Source organism: Micromonospora sp. NPDC005413, assembly GCF_040606435.1.
In the GTDB taxonomy this organism is placed as follows: Bacteria; Actinomycetota; Actinomycetes; order Mycobacteriales; family Micromonosporaceae; genus Micromonospora.
In genome coordinates this window covers 55,849-71,428 of the sequence record NZ_JBEXEV010000028.1, presented here as the reverse complement: position 1 = coordinate 71,428, position 15,580 = coordinate 55,849, and the positions used below count along the sequence as shown (strand labels likewise).

Below are 15,580 nucleotides of genomic sequence, written 5' to 3'. Positions count from 1 at the left end.
GCGCGACGACGCCCCGATCCCGTCTTGTCCGCCCCCACTACCGTGCCGGGCATGAACGGGCGACAGGTGGTGGCAGGCGGCACGCTCCTGGCGGTTGGCACGCTCGCGGCGGTCCTCGCCGCGCCGGTGCTGCTGACCGGTCACCTTGCCTCGCTGCCGATCATGATCTTCGGCCTGGTCGCGGCGGTGTTCGGCGCGACCCAACTGCGCGGCGGCCTGCATGCTCCAGCGCCGCGCCGGGTGGCGCGTCGCCTGTCCGATCCGATCCCGCGGCGCGCCGAGACCAGCAGCCCGCCGACGCCCTACTACTCGACGAGCGACTACCCGGACACGTCGAGCCGCCGAGGTCACGACGAGGGCGGTCACGGTTCAGACGGTGATCAGCGTGGCGAGGGCTACGGCGGCGGGTCCGGCGGCGATTCGGGTGGCTGGTCCGGTGGCGACTCGGGCGGCGGGTCTGGCGGTGGCTCGGGTGGCGGGTCCAGCGGTGGCTTGGGTGGCGGGTCCGGCGGTGGCTGGTCCGGCGGTGGCTCGGGCGGCTGGTCCGGCGGTTGCTCGGGTGGCGGGTCCGGCGGTGGCTGGTCCGGGGGTGGCGATTCGGGTGGTGGTTGGTCTGGCGGTGGCGGCGGCGACTCCGGTGGTGGCGGCGGCTCCTGAATCCGTACCACTGCGGCAGAATGCGACGTATGCGCAGCGACGTGATCACTGTCCAGACCGGGTCCCGCCCGACCGTCCGGGACATCACCGCAGAGGCCCAGCAGTTCGTCTCCCGTGAGGGCGACGGCCTGCTGCACGTCTTCGTGCCGCACGCCACCGCCGGCCTCGCGATCATCGAGACCGGGTCGGGCTCCGACGATGACCTGCTCAGCGCGCTGGACGACCTTCTCCCCACCGAGGACCGCTGGCGGCACCGACACGGCTCGCCGGGCCATGGGCGCGACCACGTGCTGCCGGCTTTCGTCCCGCCGTACGCCACGCTGCCGGTGCTCGGCGGCCGGTTGGCGCTCGGCACCTGGCAGTCGATCTGCCTGGTCGACACCAACGGCGACAACCCCACCCGCCAGGTCCGCTTCTCCTTCCTCCCCTCCTGACCCGCCCCCTCCGCCCCCCCCGCCCCCTCCGCCCCCTCCGCCCCTCCCGCCCCTCCCGCCCCGGCCACCCCCGCCGCCCCCCGCCCCCAGCCCCGCCGATCTAGGGAAAATTGCCGTCAGTCGATCTCTATCGGCGGCAATATTCCCTAGATCGACGCGGAGGGCGGGGCGCGCGTGGGCGGGGCGCGCGGAGGGCGGGCGCGCGAAGGGCGGGGCGCGAAGAAGGGCGGACGCGGAGGGCGGGGCGCGCGAAGGGCGGGGCGCGAAGGGCGGGGGCGTGCGGAGGGCGGGGGCGTGAAGGGCGGGGCGTGCGGAGGGCGACGCCTGCCCCGTGACCCGAACCTGATCGCTGAGCTGGACGATCGGCGTGCTGCGTACGATGTGGCCGTGACGCAGGAGGTGGGTTCCGTAGCAGGTGAACCGGTGGATCGGGCTGGTCTCGCCGCCGACGTGGTGCGCCGGATGGCGCACGTGACCGCCGCTCTGCGACACCGGCAGGGCTCCGCGTTCGCTGAGCTGGGGCTCACCCCGGCGGCGGCCCGGGCGCTGCATGAGCTGGACCCCGATCACCCACAGCCGGCCCGCGACCTTGCCGGCCAACTGGGCTGCGACCGGTCGAACGTGACGGTGCTGGTCGACAAGCTGGAGCAGGCCGGGCTGGTCGAGCGTCGCACCGACCCGGCGGACCGTCGGCAGAAGACGCTGGTGGTGACCGAGAAGGGCCGTGGCGTACGGGACCATGTGATCGAGGTGATGTGCGACTCCCGACTCCTGTCCGGGCTGACCGACCGGGAGCTGAGCACCCTTCGTGACCTGGTCTGGAAGGTGTCCGACGGTGGCTGTCCGGAGCCCTGCGGGCCGGAGTGAGTCGACCCGCGCCGGCCGTGTCCCACTGGGCGACCATGGCTCGCGTCGGTAATGCTGTCCGACGTGACCACCCCGCAAGATCTCGACGACCGGTTCCGGGAGACGCTGGCGGCGCTGCCCGCCGCGGAGCGGCGGCGTGACCCCGCCGACCCGGTCAACGACGACGCCGCACTGACCGGCGCGCAACTGCTGGACCTGTTCGACGCGCAGGTGACCAGCCGGCAACTCGACCTGGCCGGCCGCTGGCTGCGCAGCTTCGGGGAGGGTTTCTACACCATCGGCTCGGCCGGGCACGAAGGCAACGCCGCCGTCGCCGCCGCGCTGCGCCCCACCGATCCGGCGCTTCTGCACTACCGCTCCGGCGCCTTCTACTGCACCCGCGCCGCGCAGATCGCCGCCGACCCGGAGCCGTCCGACCCGGAGCCGTCCGACGCAGGGCCGTCCGACGCAGGGCCGTCCGGGTCAGAGCTGTCCGGGTCAGGGTCGTCCGGGTCAGGGCCGTCCGGGTCAGAGCTGTCCGGGTCAGGGCCGTCCGGGTCAGGGCCGTCCGGGTCAGGGCCGTCTGGGTCAGGGCCGTCTGGGTCAGGGCCGTCCGACGCAGGGCCGTCCGGGTCAGGACCGTCCGAGCCAGGACCGTCCGGGTCAGGGCCGTCCGACGCAGGGCCGTCCGGGTCCGAGCCGGCTGTGACCGCGCCGCCTGTGAGCGCGCCGACCGCCGGTGGGTTCGCGGCGTACGCGGACGCGGCCCGGGACATGCTGCGCGGGATGGTCGCCTCAAGCCAGGACCCGATCGCCGGTGGCCGGCACAAGGTGTTCGGCCGGGCAGACCTGGCCATCGTGCCGACCACCTCCACCATCGCCTCGCACCTGCCCCGCGCGGTCGGGATGGGGCTGGCCGTGGAACGGCTGCGCCGGCTGGACAGCGCCGGGAGGCGTACCCGGGTCGGCAGCGGGCCGGGCGCCGCGCACGCCCCGTGGCCACCGGATGCCATCGTGGTCTGCTCCTTCGGCGACGCCTCGGTCAACCACGCCAGCGCCACCTCCGCCTTCAACACCGCCGGCTGGTACGACCACGCCGGGCTGCGCATCCCGGTGCTCTTCGTCTGCGAGGACAACGGGCTGGGCATCAGCGTCCGCTCGCCGGAGGGCTGGGTGGAGGCGACTCTGCGGGCCAAGCCGGGTATCCGCTACTTCAGCGCGGACGGGGCCGACCCGGTGCAGACGTACGAGGTGGCGGCGGAGGCCGCGGCCTGGGTGCGCCGGCACCGGCGGCCGGCCGTGCTGCACCTGCGTACCGTCCGGCTGATGGGGCACGCCGGGGCCGACGCGGAGTCGGCGTACCGCAGCCCGGCTGAGCTGGCCGAGGACCTGGACCGGGACCCGGTGGCCGCCACCGCGCGGCTGCTCGTCGAGGCGGGCGTGGCGACCGGCGAGGAGCTGCTGGCCCGGTACGACGAGACCGGCTGGCAGGTACGCCGCCTGGCTGAGGAGGTGCTGGGCGAGCCGAAGCTGGCCTCCGCGGCCGACGTGGTGTCGGCGCTGGCGCCCCGTCGTCCGATGCGGGTGGCGCGGGCGGTGGCCGACGCTGCGGCGCGGGCCAGCGGGCCGGGCGCGGGTGCCCGGGCGGAGGCGTTCGGCGGCAAGCTGCCGGAGCTGGCCGGCCCGTTGACCCTGGCGCAGAGCATCAACGCGGCGCTCGCCGACGGGATGCTCGACCACTCGCAGATGGCGATCTTCGGTGAGGACGTGGCCGCCAAGGGCGGCGTGTACGGGGTGACGAAGGGGCTGCGTGACCGCTTCGGGGCGGCCCGGGTCTTCGACACGCTGCTCGACGAGACGTCGGTGCTCGGGTTGGGCCTCGGCGCGGGGCTGGCCGGGATGCTGCCGGTGCCGGAGATCCAGTACCTGGCGTACCTGCACAACGCTGAGGACCAGCTGCGCGGCGAGGCGGCCACCATGCAGTTCTTCTCGCAGGGGGCGTTCCGAAACCCGATGGTGGTGCGGGTGGCGGGGCTGGCGTACCAGGAGGGGTTCGGCGGGCACTTCCACAACGACAACTCGGTGGCCGTACTCCGGGATGTGCCCGGTCTGGTGGTCGCGGTGCCGGCGCGGCCGGACGACGCCGCGCCCATGCTGCGGACCTGCCTCGCCAGCGCGGCGGTGGACGGCAGCGTCTGCGTGTTCCTGGAGCCCATCGCGCTCTACCACACCCGCGACCTGTATACCGAGGGTGACGGTGAGTGGCAGGCCGGCTATGCGGAGCCGGGCGCCTGGGTGGCCGGGCACGTGCCGATCGGGCGGGCCCGGGTCTACCGGGTCGGCTCGGCAGACGACCTGACCATCATCACCTTCGGTAACGGGGTGCGGATGTCGCTGCGGGCTGCGGCCGTCCTCGCCGAGGAGGGGGTGGGCACCCGGGTGGTGGACCTGCGCTGGCTGGCCCCGCTGCCAGTGGCCGACATCATCCGGGAGTCCTCGGCGACCGGCCGGGTGCTGGTCGTGGACGAGACGCGGCGTTCCGGCGGGGTCGGCGAGGGGGTGATCGCCGCGCTGGTCGACGCCGGATATGTCGGTGCCGCACGTCGAGTAGCGGGAGTTGACTCGTTTGTACCATTAGGTCCGGCAGCACGTCACGTTCTGGTCTCCGCGGAAGCCATTACCGAGGGTGCCCGTACGCTGCTGGCACGGTAAATTCCGTTCCACCCGGTGCGCCACTTGCGCGCGGACGCACAACTGTGTGGACTCTGCCTGACGGCGTCGCACCGACGCCGCGAGCAGGGACGAGATGAGGAGGCACGCGACAGTGAGCGCGACCGCTGGTCAGGCCGCCGACGGGGTACGCAGCCTGGCGGACCGGTTCGGGATCGAACCGGGGATGGTCGTCATGGAGATGGGGTACGACGATGACGTCGACCAGGATCTCCGGGACGCCCTGACCGACCGCTGTGGAGATCTGGTCGACGAGGACACCGACGAGGTGGTCGACGCGGTGCTGGTCTGGTACCGCGACGGCGACGGTGACCTTTTCGAGCTTCTCGTCGATGCCCTCGGCCCGCTGGCCGACAACGGGGTCGTGTGGTTGCTCACCCCGAAGGCGGGGCGTGACGGGCACGTCGAGCCGAGCGAGGTCGCGGAGTCCGCGCCCACCGCCGGCCTTCAGCAGACCTCGACCGTCAACGCCGGCCGGGACTGGAGCGGCGCACGTCTGGTGCTGCGCCGAGGGGCCAAGGTCAAGAAGTAGCCCCGCCGCTTCGCGCACCCGGCGGCCGAGACCGCCGGGTGGGCAGGCTGGGGCCGTTCCCCTGACTCGACCCGAGGAGAGCTCGCATGCTCATCGAGGTTGGTGCCGACGCACCGGACTTCGTGTTGAAGGACCAGAACAACCAGGAGGTTCGGCTCTCGGCCTTCCGGGGCCGGCGCACCGTGCTGCTGGTCTTCTACCCGCTCGCCTTCACCGGCACCTGCCAGGGCGAGTTGGGCGAGGTGCGAGACAACCTCGACGAGTACGTGAACGACGACGTCCAGGTGCTCACGGTCAGCGTCGACTCGGTCTACAGTCACAAGATCTGGGCCGACCGTGAGGGCTACCAGTTCCCCATGCTGGCCGATTTCTGGCCGCACGGCGCCGTCGCCGAGGCGTACGGGGTGTTCAACGACGTCGCCGGCTTCGCCAACCGGGGCACCTTCGTCATCGACAAGGCCGGCGTGGTCCGCTTCGCCGAGATGAACGGCCCGGGCGAGGCCCGCGACCAGCAGGGCTGGCGCAAGGCCATCACCGAAGCGACCGCCTGACCGGGGTACGCCCTGCGCCCGGGCCGACGGCGAGCAAGGTAAGCTTGCCAGCCACCGGCCCGCCGCACGGCGATCCGGGCGCGTAGCTCAGTGGGAGAGCACCCGCCTTACAAGCGGGGGGTCGCAGGTTCGAAACCTGCCGCGCCCACCCTTCACATCTGCCGACCCCAGCCGGCTGATCGAGGAGTACGCCCGGCACGTCGGTCACGCCAACCTGCTCCGGGAGTCGGTGGAGGTCAGGGCGGTGCGGAGTCGGTCCAGCTCGTGTTGCGTGCCGATGGCCGACCGGTGCTCGGGGTGCTCGACGTAGTGGCGGATCGTGTCCGCGAGGAAGGTCGGATCCACGTGCAGTGGGCCGGTCGGCAGGGGAGACGGGACGGGTGGGCCGCCCGGCGTAGCTGGCTGGCGCATGAGGGTGAGGTTCGCCCCGCTCCTGCGGGGCGCCGGTGGGCCACCGGGGAGCAGTCGGTCCCAGCGGAGAAAGGTGCGCCGGATCCGCCCCTGCTTGGTGATGCCGTCGCGGTTCAGGGTCAGTCGCGGCCGGTTCAGCAGCAGCACGGCCGCTGTGCCGGCCAGGACGACGGCCGGGATGGCGATGCTCAGCGCGATGTTGCCGGGTATCTCGGCGAGCCGCAGGCGGTCCTCGCCCGGAACCCGTTCGGTCAGCACGCCACCGGCGGCCAGCCAGCCGAGGAGGATCGACCAGGGGCTCATCCCGCGTGGACTGGCCGACGCGACGAAGCTCTCCGTCCCGACCGCCACCTCCCAGGTCGCCGGCCGCTGACGGACTCCTCTGGTGAGCAGGGCGTGACCGGCCCACGGCACCAGGAAACAGGCGGCCAGGACGGCCGCCCAGACCAGAAAGGCGACGCCGATCGGATCGATCCGCCAGGTCACCGGCTTGAACCACAGTTCGGCTCAGACCCGTAGGACGAGCGCGGCCACGACGAACGGCCAGATCAGCAGGCGCGCCACGCGGAGGGACATGCCCGGCACCGTAGACGGCCCGGTCAACCGGTCGGGGCTTGCCCCGGGTTGGCCCGGCGTGTCCCTCCGGGGTCGGCCGGACGCGAACGAGCGCTATGACTCTGAGGCATATTGATGCCTCAGAGTCATAACGTTCACCGCAGTGACACCGCCCAGACGGCGGGCCGTCGGCTGCCATGATGGGCGGGTGCAGGACACCGTCGCCGTCGCGCTGATCACCGCACTGTCCACGTTGGCCGCCGCGGCCCTGACCGGCTTCGTCGGCGCGTTCAGCACCCGTCGGCAACTGGCTCACCAGCTGACCGCTGCTCGGCAGGAGAACACCGAACGGCGGGCGACGCGTCGGGACGAGCTGCGGCGCGAGGCGTACGTCGGGTTCCTGAGTGCCTGCGACCAGGCGTACCGGCGGCTGGACCGGCGGTGGGTCGAACCCGGCGGGGACGAGCACACGCCCGGCTACGACGAGACGTACGCGGCGATGCGCGCCGTGGACGAGGCGTACAACCTGGTGTTGTTGGAAGGCCCGGCGGACGTCGCTGCGGCGGCCCGGTCCGTGCTGGTCAGCCTCACGACGGAGTACGCCGACCAGCGCCGGCTCGGCGACGAGCCGGGCGACGCGGTGGTCCCGCTTCGCGATCGGCACCGGGAACGCTGGCTGGCCGCCATCGAGGTACGGACGAATCGGCGCGTTGCGTTCGTCGACGTGGTTCGCCCCGTGTTGGATCGGGACGGGTGACGCGGACGAGCGGGAGGCCGGGTGAGCTACGCGCAGGTCAACGGGCTGCGGCTCTGGTACGAGTCGCACGGCACGGGGCGTCCGCTGGTGCTGTTGCACGGCGGCTACGGGTCGGTGGAGATGTTCGCCCCGATCGTGCCGACGCTGACCCAGCGGCGTCGGGTGATCGCGGTCGACCTGCAGGGCCACGGGCGCACCGCCGACGTCGACCGCCCGCTGCGCTACGAGACGATGGCCGACGACGTCGCCGCGCTGCTCGGGCACCTCGACCTGTCCACGGCCGACGTGCTGGGCTACTCGCTGGGCGGCGGTGTCGCGCTGCGTACCGCCATCCAGCATCCGGCGCTGGTGCGCCGGCTGGTGCTGGTCTCCACCCCGTGCAAGCGGGCCGGCTGGTACCCGGAGGTGCTGGCGGCCATGGCCGCCCAGGACGAGCGGGTCGGCGAGCAGATGCGGGGTACGCCACCGCATCAGCTCTACGAGCGCGTCGCCCCGCGCCCGCAGGACTGGCCACGGCTCTGGGCCAAGAGCGGTGACCTGCTGTGCCGTGACTACGACTGGTCCGCTGAGGTGGCCCGGCTGGTCATCCCGACGTTGCTGGTCTTCGCCGACGCCGACTCGATCCCTACCAGTCACGTGGCGGAGTTCTTCGGGCTGCTCGGCGGCGGGCATCGCGACGCCGGTGGGGACGGCACCGACCGTCCAACCGCCCGGCTGGCCGTACTGCCCGGGCACACGCACTACGACATCGTCGGCGCACCGGCCCTGCCAACCGCGGTGCTGTCCTTCCTCACCCACGAGGTCGGCGCGCGCGCCTGACCCGCCGGGTGGTGAGCCGGCGGGCCCGGTGTCTCAGCTGATGAAGTCCAATTTCCGCCAGCTCTGTTTCGTGCTGTTGGTCTGCGCACAGGACGCGAGGGCGGCACCTGGTCGGCGGTCAGATCCGCAGCGCCCTATCCTCGTGACGGAGCGTATTCGGGGAGTGTGATCGTGGAGCTGGCAGAGATCGACGCGGTGCTGTTCGACATGGATGGCACCCTGGTGTACTCCGACGCCGCCGTGGAACGGGCCTGGCGACGATGGGCGACCGAGTATGCCGTCGCGCCGGCGGCGGCGCTGGCGATCGCGCACGGCAGGCCGGCCGACCAGACCATTCGCCGGCTACTGCCCTCGCTCGACGACTCAGCGGTCGCAGCGGCGGCAGCACGGCAGTTGGCGTTGCAGTACGACGACCTGTCCGACGTGACGGCCACTCCGGGCGCCCACGAACTGTTGGCGGCGCTGGCCCGGCTGGGGTTGCCCTGGGCGGTGGTGACCAGCGCCGACGTCCGGCTGGCGGAGGCCCGGCTCGGCGCCGCTGGCATCGAGCCGCCCGTGCTGGTCACGGTGGAGGACGTGCGCGCCGGCAAGCCGGACCCGGAGGGCTACCTGCGCGCTGCCGCGCTGCTCGACGTGCCCGCAGCACGGTGTCTGGTCGTCGAGGACGCCGAGGTCGGGCTGCAGGCGGGGCGTGCGGCTGGCGCGATGACCGCGGCGCTGAAGGGACTCGACGGCGACCTGCGGCTGGCCGACCTGACGCAGCTCGCGTACGGGCTGGAGTCGGCCCCGACGGCACGCTGACCAGCAAGGTCAGGCGATGCGCTGGGCCAGCCAGGGGAGCAGCGCGTCAGCCTGGGCCTGTTGGAACGCGCGGACGGTCGGAATGCCCGGTGGCGGCGGACGCCGGGCGCCGTCCGTGAAGAAGCCGGCCAGCCCGGCGTACACGCCGGTGAGCGCGGCCGGGTCGACCCCGGCGGTGAGCGGCAGGCGGCGCAGCAGCGCCTCGGTGTCGTGCCCGCCGTCATGATCCCCCCACCGTCCACCCCCACGCTGCGCCCACCCACACCGACGGACAACCCATTTCCCGGCGGCCCGGAGCCGAGGTCGGGGTCCGGGCGGGTGGCAGCGTCGGGTTGGATCTGCTGCACTACCCGCTGGACGCTGACGCGCGGAGAGGTGGAGCCGGTGGAGTTGACGCTGACGCCGATGACCGACCAAAACCTGGCCCGGCTACGGAAACCGCTGGAGCAGGCGTACGCCGAGGACCTGGCGGCGCACCGGGGATTGACGCCGGAGGCGGCGCGGGAGCGGTCGGCCAACCAGCTACGGGAGCTGCTGCCGGCGGGCGCGGCGACCGAGGGGGCGCTGCTGCGGGTGGCCCGGGTCGACGACACCGAGGTCGGCTGGATCTGGGTGACCCTGCCCGGCACGGCCGGTGCGACTGACACAGCCGGCTCCCAACGTGCCTGGATCCACAACATCGAGGTGCATCCGGCGCACCGGGGACGGGGGCACGCACGCCGGATGATTCAGCTCATCGAAGCGGAACTTGCCCGCCTCGGGGTGCCCGAGCTGGGCCTGAATGTCTTCGGTACGAACACCGTGGCGATCGGGCTCTACCGGAGTCTGGGCTTCGAGGTGACCGCACAGCAGATGGCGAAGCGGATCGACCCGGCGAGCTGAGCCGGCGACGGCAGGCCCGGACCTCCCAGGGCGGTCCGCCGGCAGGACTGTTCACCTGCCCAGCGGGGAAACGGCGCGGACCGCACCTGGGGAGGAGCGACGGATGACGCACGGCGCCGGACTGACCATCGGTGTGCTCGGCTCGTACGGTGGGCGAAACCTCGGCGACGAGGCGATCCTCACCGGCCTGCTCGCCGATCTGCGTTCGCAGGAGCCGAATGCCCGGATCATCGTTTTCTCCCGTAACCCGGAGCACACCCGGGCCGCCCACCCGGACGTCGAGGCGGTGCCCTGGGAGGGCGTCAGCCGCACCGACTCCGCCCTGGTCCTGGCCCAGCTCGATCTGCTCATCCTGGGCGGCGGCGGTATCCTCTACGACCGGGAGGCCCGCCGCTACCTGCGGGTGGTCCGGGTCGCGCAGGAGCGGGGCCTGCCCCTGATCACGTACGCGGTGGGGGTCGGGCCGCTCAGCGACTCGGTGGACACCGGCATGGTCCGGGAGACGCTCGCCGGTGCGACCCAGGTGACCGTCCGTGACCAGGAGTCCCGGATGGTGCTGGAGGAGGCCGGGCTGCTCAACCCGATCACTGTCACCGCGGACCCGGCGTTCCTCCTGCAACCGGAGGAGTTCCCGGCCCACCTGCTGGCCGACGAGGGTGTGCCGGTCGGTAAGCGGCTGGTCGGGATCAGCGTGCGGGAGCCGGGGCGGGCCGCCGAACGCCTCGATGTGGACGGTTACCACCGGCTGCTGGCCCAGATCGGCGACTTCCTGGTGCACCGGATCGACGCGTACGTGCTGTTCGTGCCAATGGAGCGTGACGACATCCGGCACGCCCACGGGGTGCTGTCACACATGGTCGCCGCCGAGCGGGGCCGGATCCTGCACGGCACCTACTCACCGCAGCAGGTGCTCGGGCTCATGCGCCACTTCGACCTGGCCGTCGGCATGCGCCTGCACTTCCTGATCTTCGCGGCGATGGTCGGCACACCGTTCCTGCCCCTGCCGTACGCCGGCAAGGTCTTCGACCTGGCCCAGCGGCTCGGCGTGCCGGCGCTGCGCGGCGTGGAGCGGGAGGTCGAGGGGCCGCTACTGGCCGAGGTCGACCGGTTGTGGGACGAGCGGGAGCAGCGCGCCGAAGCCACCGCCCGACGAGTGGCGGAGGTGTGCGAGCAGGCGCGGGGCACCTCGGAGGTCACCCGTGGCGTGCTGGAGAGCCTGCGCAGCCAGACCCTCACCCGGGTCTGAACGGGCGGTCACACCGCCGGGCCGGTCCACCGGTAGCGCCACTCGCGGGCCTCTTCGCGGGCGGTCTCCAACTCGTAGATCTGCGCGTCGGCAAGCCCACCCGAGCCGAGGTGATGGTGGGTCAGCGGTGGACGACCGTTGCTGTCCAGTTCGACGGTGATGGTCTGCCCGTCCGCCGTGCCGCCGACGAGAAGGATCTGCACGGATGAAGCCATGCGCCCATCCTGCCTGCCGCGCGGGCGCCTCGCACCGGATAGCGGGGCAGCGGGGTGACCCGGTCCGTGACTAGGGTCGGCAGATGGAGCAGACGATCGATCCGACGCTCGGTCCGGTGCTCGCCCGCACCGGTGACGAGCGCACCGTACTGAACTCGTTCCTCGACTTTCACCGTGGCGTGCTGCTGCGCAAGCTGCGCGGTCTCTCCGACGCCGATGCCCGCCGCCGGCTGGTGCCCTCGGCGACCACACTCGCCGGGCTGGTCAAGCATCTGACCGTGGTCGAGCGGAACTGGTTCCCGACCCTGCTGGCGCCCGAGCCCGGCGACGTCTACCTCAACTCGGATGAGGACGTGGTGGCGGGCTTCACGCTCGACGAGCAGGACACCGTCGCCGGGCTCGCCGAGGCGTACGAGCGGGCCTGCGTCCGGTCCCGGGCGGTCGCCGCGAGCTTCGACCTTGACCACGTGGTGCCGCACCCGCAGCTCGGCGAGGTGTCTCTGCGCTGGATCCTGGTGCACCTCATCGAGGAGACGGCCCGGCACGCCGGTCACGCCGACATTCTGCGGGAGCTGACCGACGGCGAGACCGGCGCGATCTGAGCCGCCCGTGGTGACCCGCGCCCGTGGTGACCCGCGCGATCTTGCACTTCCTGCCCCGACATAAAGCACATCCAGCACAAAAACGCGACACCATCTGCAAGATCGAGCAGGGGTCGGGTTCGGGCGCAGCGGGGCCGCCTATCCTGGGCGCGGGCGGCGACGAGGGGGAGTAGGTGCTGGTCATCCACGGGCTGTGGTTGCCCGGCGACGGCTCGACCGCCGGGCTCGCCCTCTGGGCCGAGGACAGCGCCCCGCCGCCCGCGCCGGCCCGTGCCGGCCGGCCGCCCCGGGAGCGACCGCACCCGTTCGCGGCAGGGCACGCCGACCTGGCCGCCGTCCTCGCCGACGTCGCCGAGCCGGCCCGCCCGGACACCGCGCTGCTCACCCTGCCCACCCGGGCCGGGGCGCCGACCGACTCACCCGAGCTGATCCGGACCGCCGTCGCACCCGCGGCCCGCGGCCCGCTCAGCCTGGCCGGGTGGCGGGTCCCCGTGCTGGTGTACGCCCCGGACGACGCGCTGTCGCTGCTGCGCGCCCTGGACGAACTCCCGGCGGTGCCCGGGGCGACCCTGCGTCACCTCGCCGAGTTGGCCGACTTCGCCGCCGACCTGGTGACCCGTGGCCGCGTGCTCCCCGGCGTCCGCACGACGGCGGGTCAGCGGATGCCCGGCGATGCCGCTTCCTGGATGCCCGGCGATGCCGCTTCCCGGATGTCCGGTGATGCTGCGACGGCGCCGTCGGGCGTAGCGCAGTCGGGCGTTGGCGTGCCGGCGCGGGCGGTCTGGCGTCCGCTGCTGACCGGCACCGACGCGGGCTGGGCGCGGTCGCTGGCCCTGGCCCTGCCACCAGCCGCCCGAGCGGCCGTCGTGCCGGCCGCCGCCACTGCCACTGCCACTGCCGCGCAGGCTGCCCCGAGCGCCGCGCTGGACGTGACCGCCCCAGCCGCCCCCGCCACCCCTGCCCCCGCCTCAGCCGCCCCACCGGGAATCGGTCCGGGCGGCACCGAGCTGAGCGCCGCCGAGCTGGTCGCGGATGCGCTCGACGCGCTGACCGACGCCGCCGCGCGGGCTGCTCTGGCGACCACCACCCTGGCCCGGGGGCTGCGGCCGGGCGGCCCGGCGCCGGCCTGGTTGGCCGCGCTCGCCGGCCCTCAGCGTGACTTCACCGTCGACCCGGCGGCGTTGGCCACCCTTCAGGCCGAGCTGGACCTCTGGCAGCGCGACGCTGCCGGTGGCCCGGTGCGGGCCAGTTTCCGCCTGGTGGAACCGGCCCCCGACGAGGTCACCGAACCGATCCTGGCCACCCGCCCGGCGCCGGCCGACAGTGTGCCGGCCGACAGTGTGCCGGCGCCGGTGGAGCCGACTGGTGGCGGGCGCTGGCGGCTGGAGTTCGGGTTGCAGGCTGCCGACGAGCCCGGTCTGCACGTCGACGCCGGTCAGGTCTGGCGGGCGCCGCAGACGCTTGGCGGTCTGGCCGGCCGTGCGACCAGCCCGCAGGAGACCCTGCTCGCCGAGTTGGGCCGGGCCAGCCGGCTTTGGCCGGACCTGGACGCCGCGCTGCGCACCGCCGCCCCTGAGGCGATGGAGCTCGACGTCGAGGGGGCCCACCGGTTCCTCAGCGAGGGCGCCCCGGTGCTGCACGCTGCTGGTTTCGGGGTGCTGCTGCCCTCCTGGTGGCAGCGCCCGTCGGCGCGGCTCGGCGCCCGTCTGCGTGCCCGCAGCCGCACCGCGCCCGGCACGGTGGGTGGTGCCGACGCCGGTGTTGGGTTGGACGCCCTGGTCGACTACCGCTGGGAGATCGCGCTCGGTGACCAGCCGTTGTCCGCCGAGGAGTTGGCGGCGCTGGCCGAGATGAAGACCCCGCTGGTGCGGCTGCGTGGCCGGTGGGTGGAGCTGGACCCAGGGCGGCTCGCCGCCGGTCTGCGCCTGCTCCGCTCTGCCGGCGAGCTGACCGTCGTCGACCTGCTCCGCCTCGGGCTGGCCGACGGCGAGGCCACCGGGGCGCTACCGGTGCTGGAGGTTACCGCCGACGGGGCACTGGGCGACCTGCTCGCCGGTGCGGTCGAGCGACGGCTCACCCCGATGGACCCGCCGCCGGGCTTCCAGGGGACGCTGCGCCCGTACCAGCAGCGCGGGTTGGCCTGGCTGGCTTTCCTGCGCTCGCTCGGCCTGGGTGGTGTGCTCGCCGACGACATGGGGCTGGGCAAGACCGTGCAACTGCTCGCGCTGCTCGCCGGGGACCCGCCGGAGGCCGGACCGACCCTGCTGGTCTGTCCGATGTCGCTGGTCGGCAACTGGCAGCGGGAGGCGGCGCGGTTCACCCCGGGGCTGCGTGTGCACGTACACCATGGGGCGGAGCGGGCGCGGGGGGCGGAGTTCACGACGGCGGCGCACGGCGCGGACCTGGTCCTCACCACCTACTCGGTGGCCGCCCGCGACGCCGTCGACCTGGCCGGCATCGACTGGCACCGGGTGGTGGTGGACGAGGCGCAGGCGATCAAGAACGCGTCGACCCGGCAGGCCGAGGCGGTCCGTGCGCTGCCCGCTCGGCAGCGGGTGGCGGTGACCGGTACGCCGGTGGAGAACCGGCTCGCCGACCTCTGGTCGATCATGCAGTTCGCCAACCCGGGCCTGCTCGGGCCGGCCGCGACATTCCGCAAGCGGTTCGCCGAGCCGATCGAGCGACACGGCGACGCCGAGGCCGCCGAGCGGCTCCGCCGGATCACCGGCCCGTTCGTGTTGCGCCGGCTCAAGACCGACTCGTCGATCATCTCGGATCTGCCGGAAAAGCTGGAGATGGAGGTGCTCTGCAACCTCACCGCGGAGCAGGCCGCCCTGTACCGGGTGGTGGTCGACGACATGCTCACCCGGATCGAGACCAGCGACGGCATCGAGCGACGCGGCCTGGTGCTGGCCACCATGACCAGGCTCAAGCAGGTCTGCAACCACCCCGCCCAGCTGCTCCGCGACGGCTCAGCGCTGGAGGGCCGCTCCGGCAAGCTGGCCCGGCTGACCGAGATCCTGGAGGAGGTGCTGGCGGCGGGGGAGAGGGCGCTGCTGTTCACGCAGTACGCCGAGTTCGGCGCGATGCTGCGCGGCCACCTGTCGGCGCGGTTCGGCCGGGAGGTGCTGTTCCTGCACGGCGGGCTCGGCAAGGCCGAGCGGGACGCCATGGTGCAGCGCTTCCAGTCGGCGGACGGTCCGCCGCTGTTCGTGCTCTCCCTCAAGGCCGGCGGTACGGGCCTCACCCTGACCGCCGCCAACCACGTGGTGCACGTGGACCGGTGGTGGAACCCGGCGGTGGAGGACCAGGCCACCGACCGGGCCTTCCGGATCGGGCAGCGCCGACGGGTGCAGGTCCGTAAGTTCGTCTGCGCCGGCACCGTGGAGGAGAAGGTGGCCGCGATGATCGCCGACAAGCGCAACCTCGCCGAGCGCGTGGTCGGCACCGGCGAACAGTGGATCACCGAGTTGTCCACCGGCCAGTTGCGTGAGCTGTTCGCCCTGGAGGCCGGGGCGGTGGTGGAGTAGTGAGCGAGCGGA

The 15,580-nt window shown here is 73.1% G+C and carries 15 protein-coding genes, 1 tRNA gene and 1 pseudogene; 14 read left to right on the top strand and 3 right to left on the bottom strand.

Going from position 1 to position 15,580, the window contains the following annotated elements; genetic code table 11:
• Positions 1-51 precede the first annotated feature (51 nt).
• The 7 genes and pseudogenes from ABZS37_RS24730 to ABZS37_RS24700 all read left to right on the top strand — a co-directional run bounded on the left by ABZS37_RS24730 (position 52) and on the right by ABZS37_RS24700 (position 5,898).
• Positions 52-657, top strand: a complete 606-nt coding sequence (locus ABZS37_RS24730; protein WP_355172591.1) for a hypothetical protein — start codon at positions 52-54, stop codon at positions 655-657.
• Between the two features lie 29 nt (positions 658-686).
• Complete coding sequence (locus ABZS37_RS24725) at positions 687-1,091, top strand: YjbQ family protein (protein WP_355172589.1); 405 nt, start codon at positions 687-689, stop codon at positions 1,089-1,091.
• A gap of 462 nt (positions 1,092-1,553) precedes the next feature.
• Positions 1,554-1,958, top strand: a complete 405-nt coding sequence (locus ABZS37_RS24720; protein ID WP_355172640.1) for a MarR family winged helix-turn-helix transcriptional regulator — start codon at positions 1,554-1,556, stop codon at positions 1,956-1,958.
• A gap of 180 nt (positions 1,959-2,138) precedes the next feature.
• A pseudogene (locus ABZS37_RS24715) lies at positions 2,139-4,649 on the top strand (thiamine pyrophosphate-dependent enzyme); the annotation flags it as partial.
• Between the two features lie 112 nt (positions 4,650-4,761).
• The gene (locus ABZS37_RS24710) at positions 4,762-5,199 is read left to right on the top strand and encodes a DUF3052 domain-containing protein (RefSeq protein WP_354996856.1); all 438 of its coding nucleotides are present in this window, start codon (positions 4,762-4,764) and stop codon (positions 5,197-5,199) included.
• Between the two features lie 86 nt (positions 5,200-5,285).
• Complete coding sequence (locus ABZS37_RS24705) at positions 5,286-5,750, top strand: peroxiredoxin (RefSeq protein ID WP_355172587.1); 465 nt, start codon at positions 5,286-5,288, stop codon at positions 5,748-5,750.
• 76 nt (positions 5,751-5,826) lie between these two features.
• Positions 5,827-5,898, top strand: a tRNA-Val gene (locus ABZS37_RS24700).
• 56 nt (positions 5,899-5,954) lie between these two features.
• On the opposite strand, the gene ABZS37_RS24695 is transcribed toward ABZS37_RS24700, so the two are convergent.
• A complete protein-coding gene (locus ABZS37_RS24695) occupies positions 5,955-6,647 on the bottom strand; it encodes a hypothetical protein (RefSeq protein WP_355172585.1) in 693 nt (230 codons plus the stop codon).
• Between the two features lie 277 nt (positions 6,648-6,924).
• Here ABZS37_RS24695 and ABZS37_RS24690 point away from each other — a divergent pair, with 277 nt between their 5' ends.
• From ABZS37_RS24690 to ABZS37_RS24680, 3 genes are all read left to right on the top strand, one after another.
• Complete coding sequence (locus tag ABZS37_RS24690; RefSeq protein WP_355172583.1) at positions 6,925-7,473, top strand: hypothetical protein; 549 nt, start codon at positions 6,925-6,927, stop codon at positions 7,471-7,473.
• 21 nt (positions 7,474-7,494) lie between these two features.
• Positions 7,495-8,292, top strand: a complete 798-nt coding sequence (locus ABZS37_RS24685) for an alpha/beta fold hydrolase (protein WP_355172581.1) — start codon at positions 7,495-7,497, stop codon at positions 8,290-8,292.
• A 171-nt stretch (positions 8,293-8,463) separates the two neighbouring features.
• On the top strand, positions 8,464-9,093 hold the full coding sequence (locus ABZS37_RS24680; protein ID WP_355172579.1) for an HAD-IA family hydrolase: 630 nt from the start codon (positions 8,464-8,466) through the stop codon (positions 9,091-9,093).
• 9 nt (positions 9,094-9,102) lie between these two features.
• Here ABZS37_RS24680 and ABZS37_RS24675 read toward each other — a convergent pair whose 3' ends face one another.
• A complete protein-coding gene (locus ABZS37_RS24675; RefSeq protein ID WP_355172577.1) occupies positions 9,103-9,237 on the bottom strand; it encodes a hypothetical protein in 135 nt (44 codons plus the stop codon).
• A 240-nt stretch (positions 9,238-9,477) separates the two neighbouring features.
• Here ABZS37_RS24675 and ABZS37_RS24670 point away from each other — a divergent pair, with 240 nt between their 5' ends.
• Both ABZS37_RS24670 and ABZS37_RS24665 read left to right on the top strand, forming a co-directional pair.
• A complete protein-coding gene (locus ABZS37_RS24670; protein WP_355172575.1) occupies positions 9,478-9,975 on the top strand; it encodes an N-acetyltransferase in 498 nt (165 codons plus the stop codon).
• A 103-nt stretch (positions 9,976-10,078) separates the two neighbouring features.
• Positions 10,079-11,221, top strand: coding sequence for a polysaccharide pyruvyl transferase family protein (locus tag ABZS37_RS24665; RefSeq protein ID WP_355172573.1), 1,143 nt, complete (start codon positions 10,079-10,081; stop codon positions 11,219-11,221).
• Positions 11,222-11,229: 8 nt separating this feature from the next.
• Here ABZS37_RS24665 and ABZS37_RS24660 read toward each other — a convergent pair whose 3' ends face one another.
• The gene (locus ABZS37_RS24660) at positions 11,230-11,436 is read right to left on the bottom strand and encodes a hypothetical protein (protein WP_030488784.1); all 207 of its coding nucleotides are present in this window, start codon (positions 11,434-11,436) and stop codon (positions 11,230-11,232) included.
• 83 nt (positions 11,437-11,519) lie between these two features.
• Between ABZS37_RS24660 and ABZS37_RS24655 the strand changes: the two genes are divergently transcribed.
• On the top strand, positions 11,520-12,038 hold the full coding sequence (locus ABZS37_RS24655; protein WP_355172571.1) for a DinB family protein: 519 nt from the start codon (positions 11,520-11,522) through the stop codon (positions 12,036-12,038).
• Positions 12,039-12,211: 173 nt separating this feature from the next.
• Positions 12,212-15,568 (top strand): DEAD/DEAH box helicase, encoded by a 3,357-nt coding sequence (locus tag ABZS37_RS24650; RefSeq protein WP_355172569.1) that lies wholly within the window; start codon positions 12,212-12,214, stop codon positions 15,566-15,568.
• Positions 15,569-15,580: the final 12 nt, after the last annotated feature.

Bases quoted from the DNA above. Each gene is read 5' to 3' on its own strand.
- ABZS37_RS24730 (WP_355172591.1), top strand. From the start codon at position 52: ATGAACGGGCGACAGGTGGTGGCAGGCGGCACGCTCCTGGCGGTTGGC.
- ABZS37_RS24660 (WP_030488784.1), bottom strand. From the start codon at position 11,436: ATGGCTTCATCCGTGCAGATCCTTCTCGTCGGCGGCACGGCGGACGGG.
- ABZS37_RS24720 (WP_355172640.1), top strand. From the start codon at position 1,554: ATGGCGCACGTGACCGCCGCTCTGCGACACCGGCAGGGCTCCGCGTTC.
- ABZS37_RS24725 (WP_355172589.1), top strand. From the start codon at position 687: ATGCGCAGCGACGTGATCACTGTCCAGACCGGGTCCCGCCCGACCGTC.
- ABZS37_RS24665 (WP_355172573.1), top strand. From the start codon at position 10,079: ATGACGCACGGCGCCGGACTGACCATCGGTGTGCTCGGCTCGTACGGT.
- ABZS37_RS24655 (WP_355172571.1), top strand. From the start codon at position 11,520: ATGGAGCAGACGATCGATCCGACGCTCGGTCCGGTGCTCGCCCGCACC.
- ABZS37_RS24705 (WP_355172587.1), top strand. From the start codon at position 5,286: ATGCTCATCGAGGTTGGTGCCGACGCACCGGACTTCGTGTTGAAGGAC.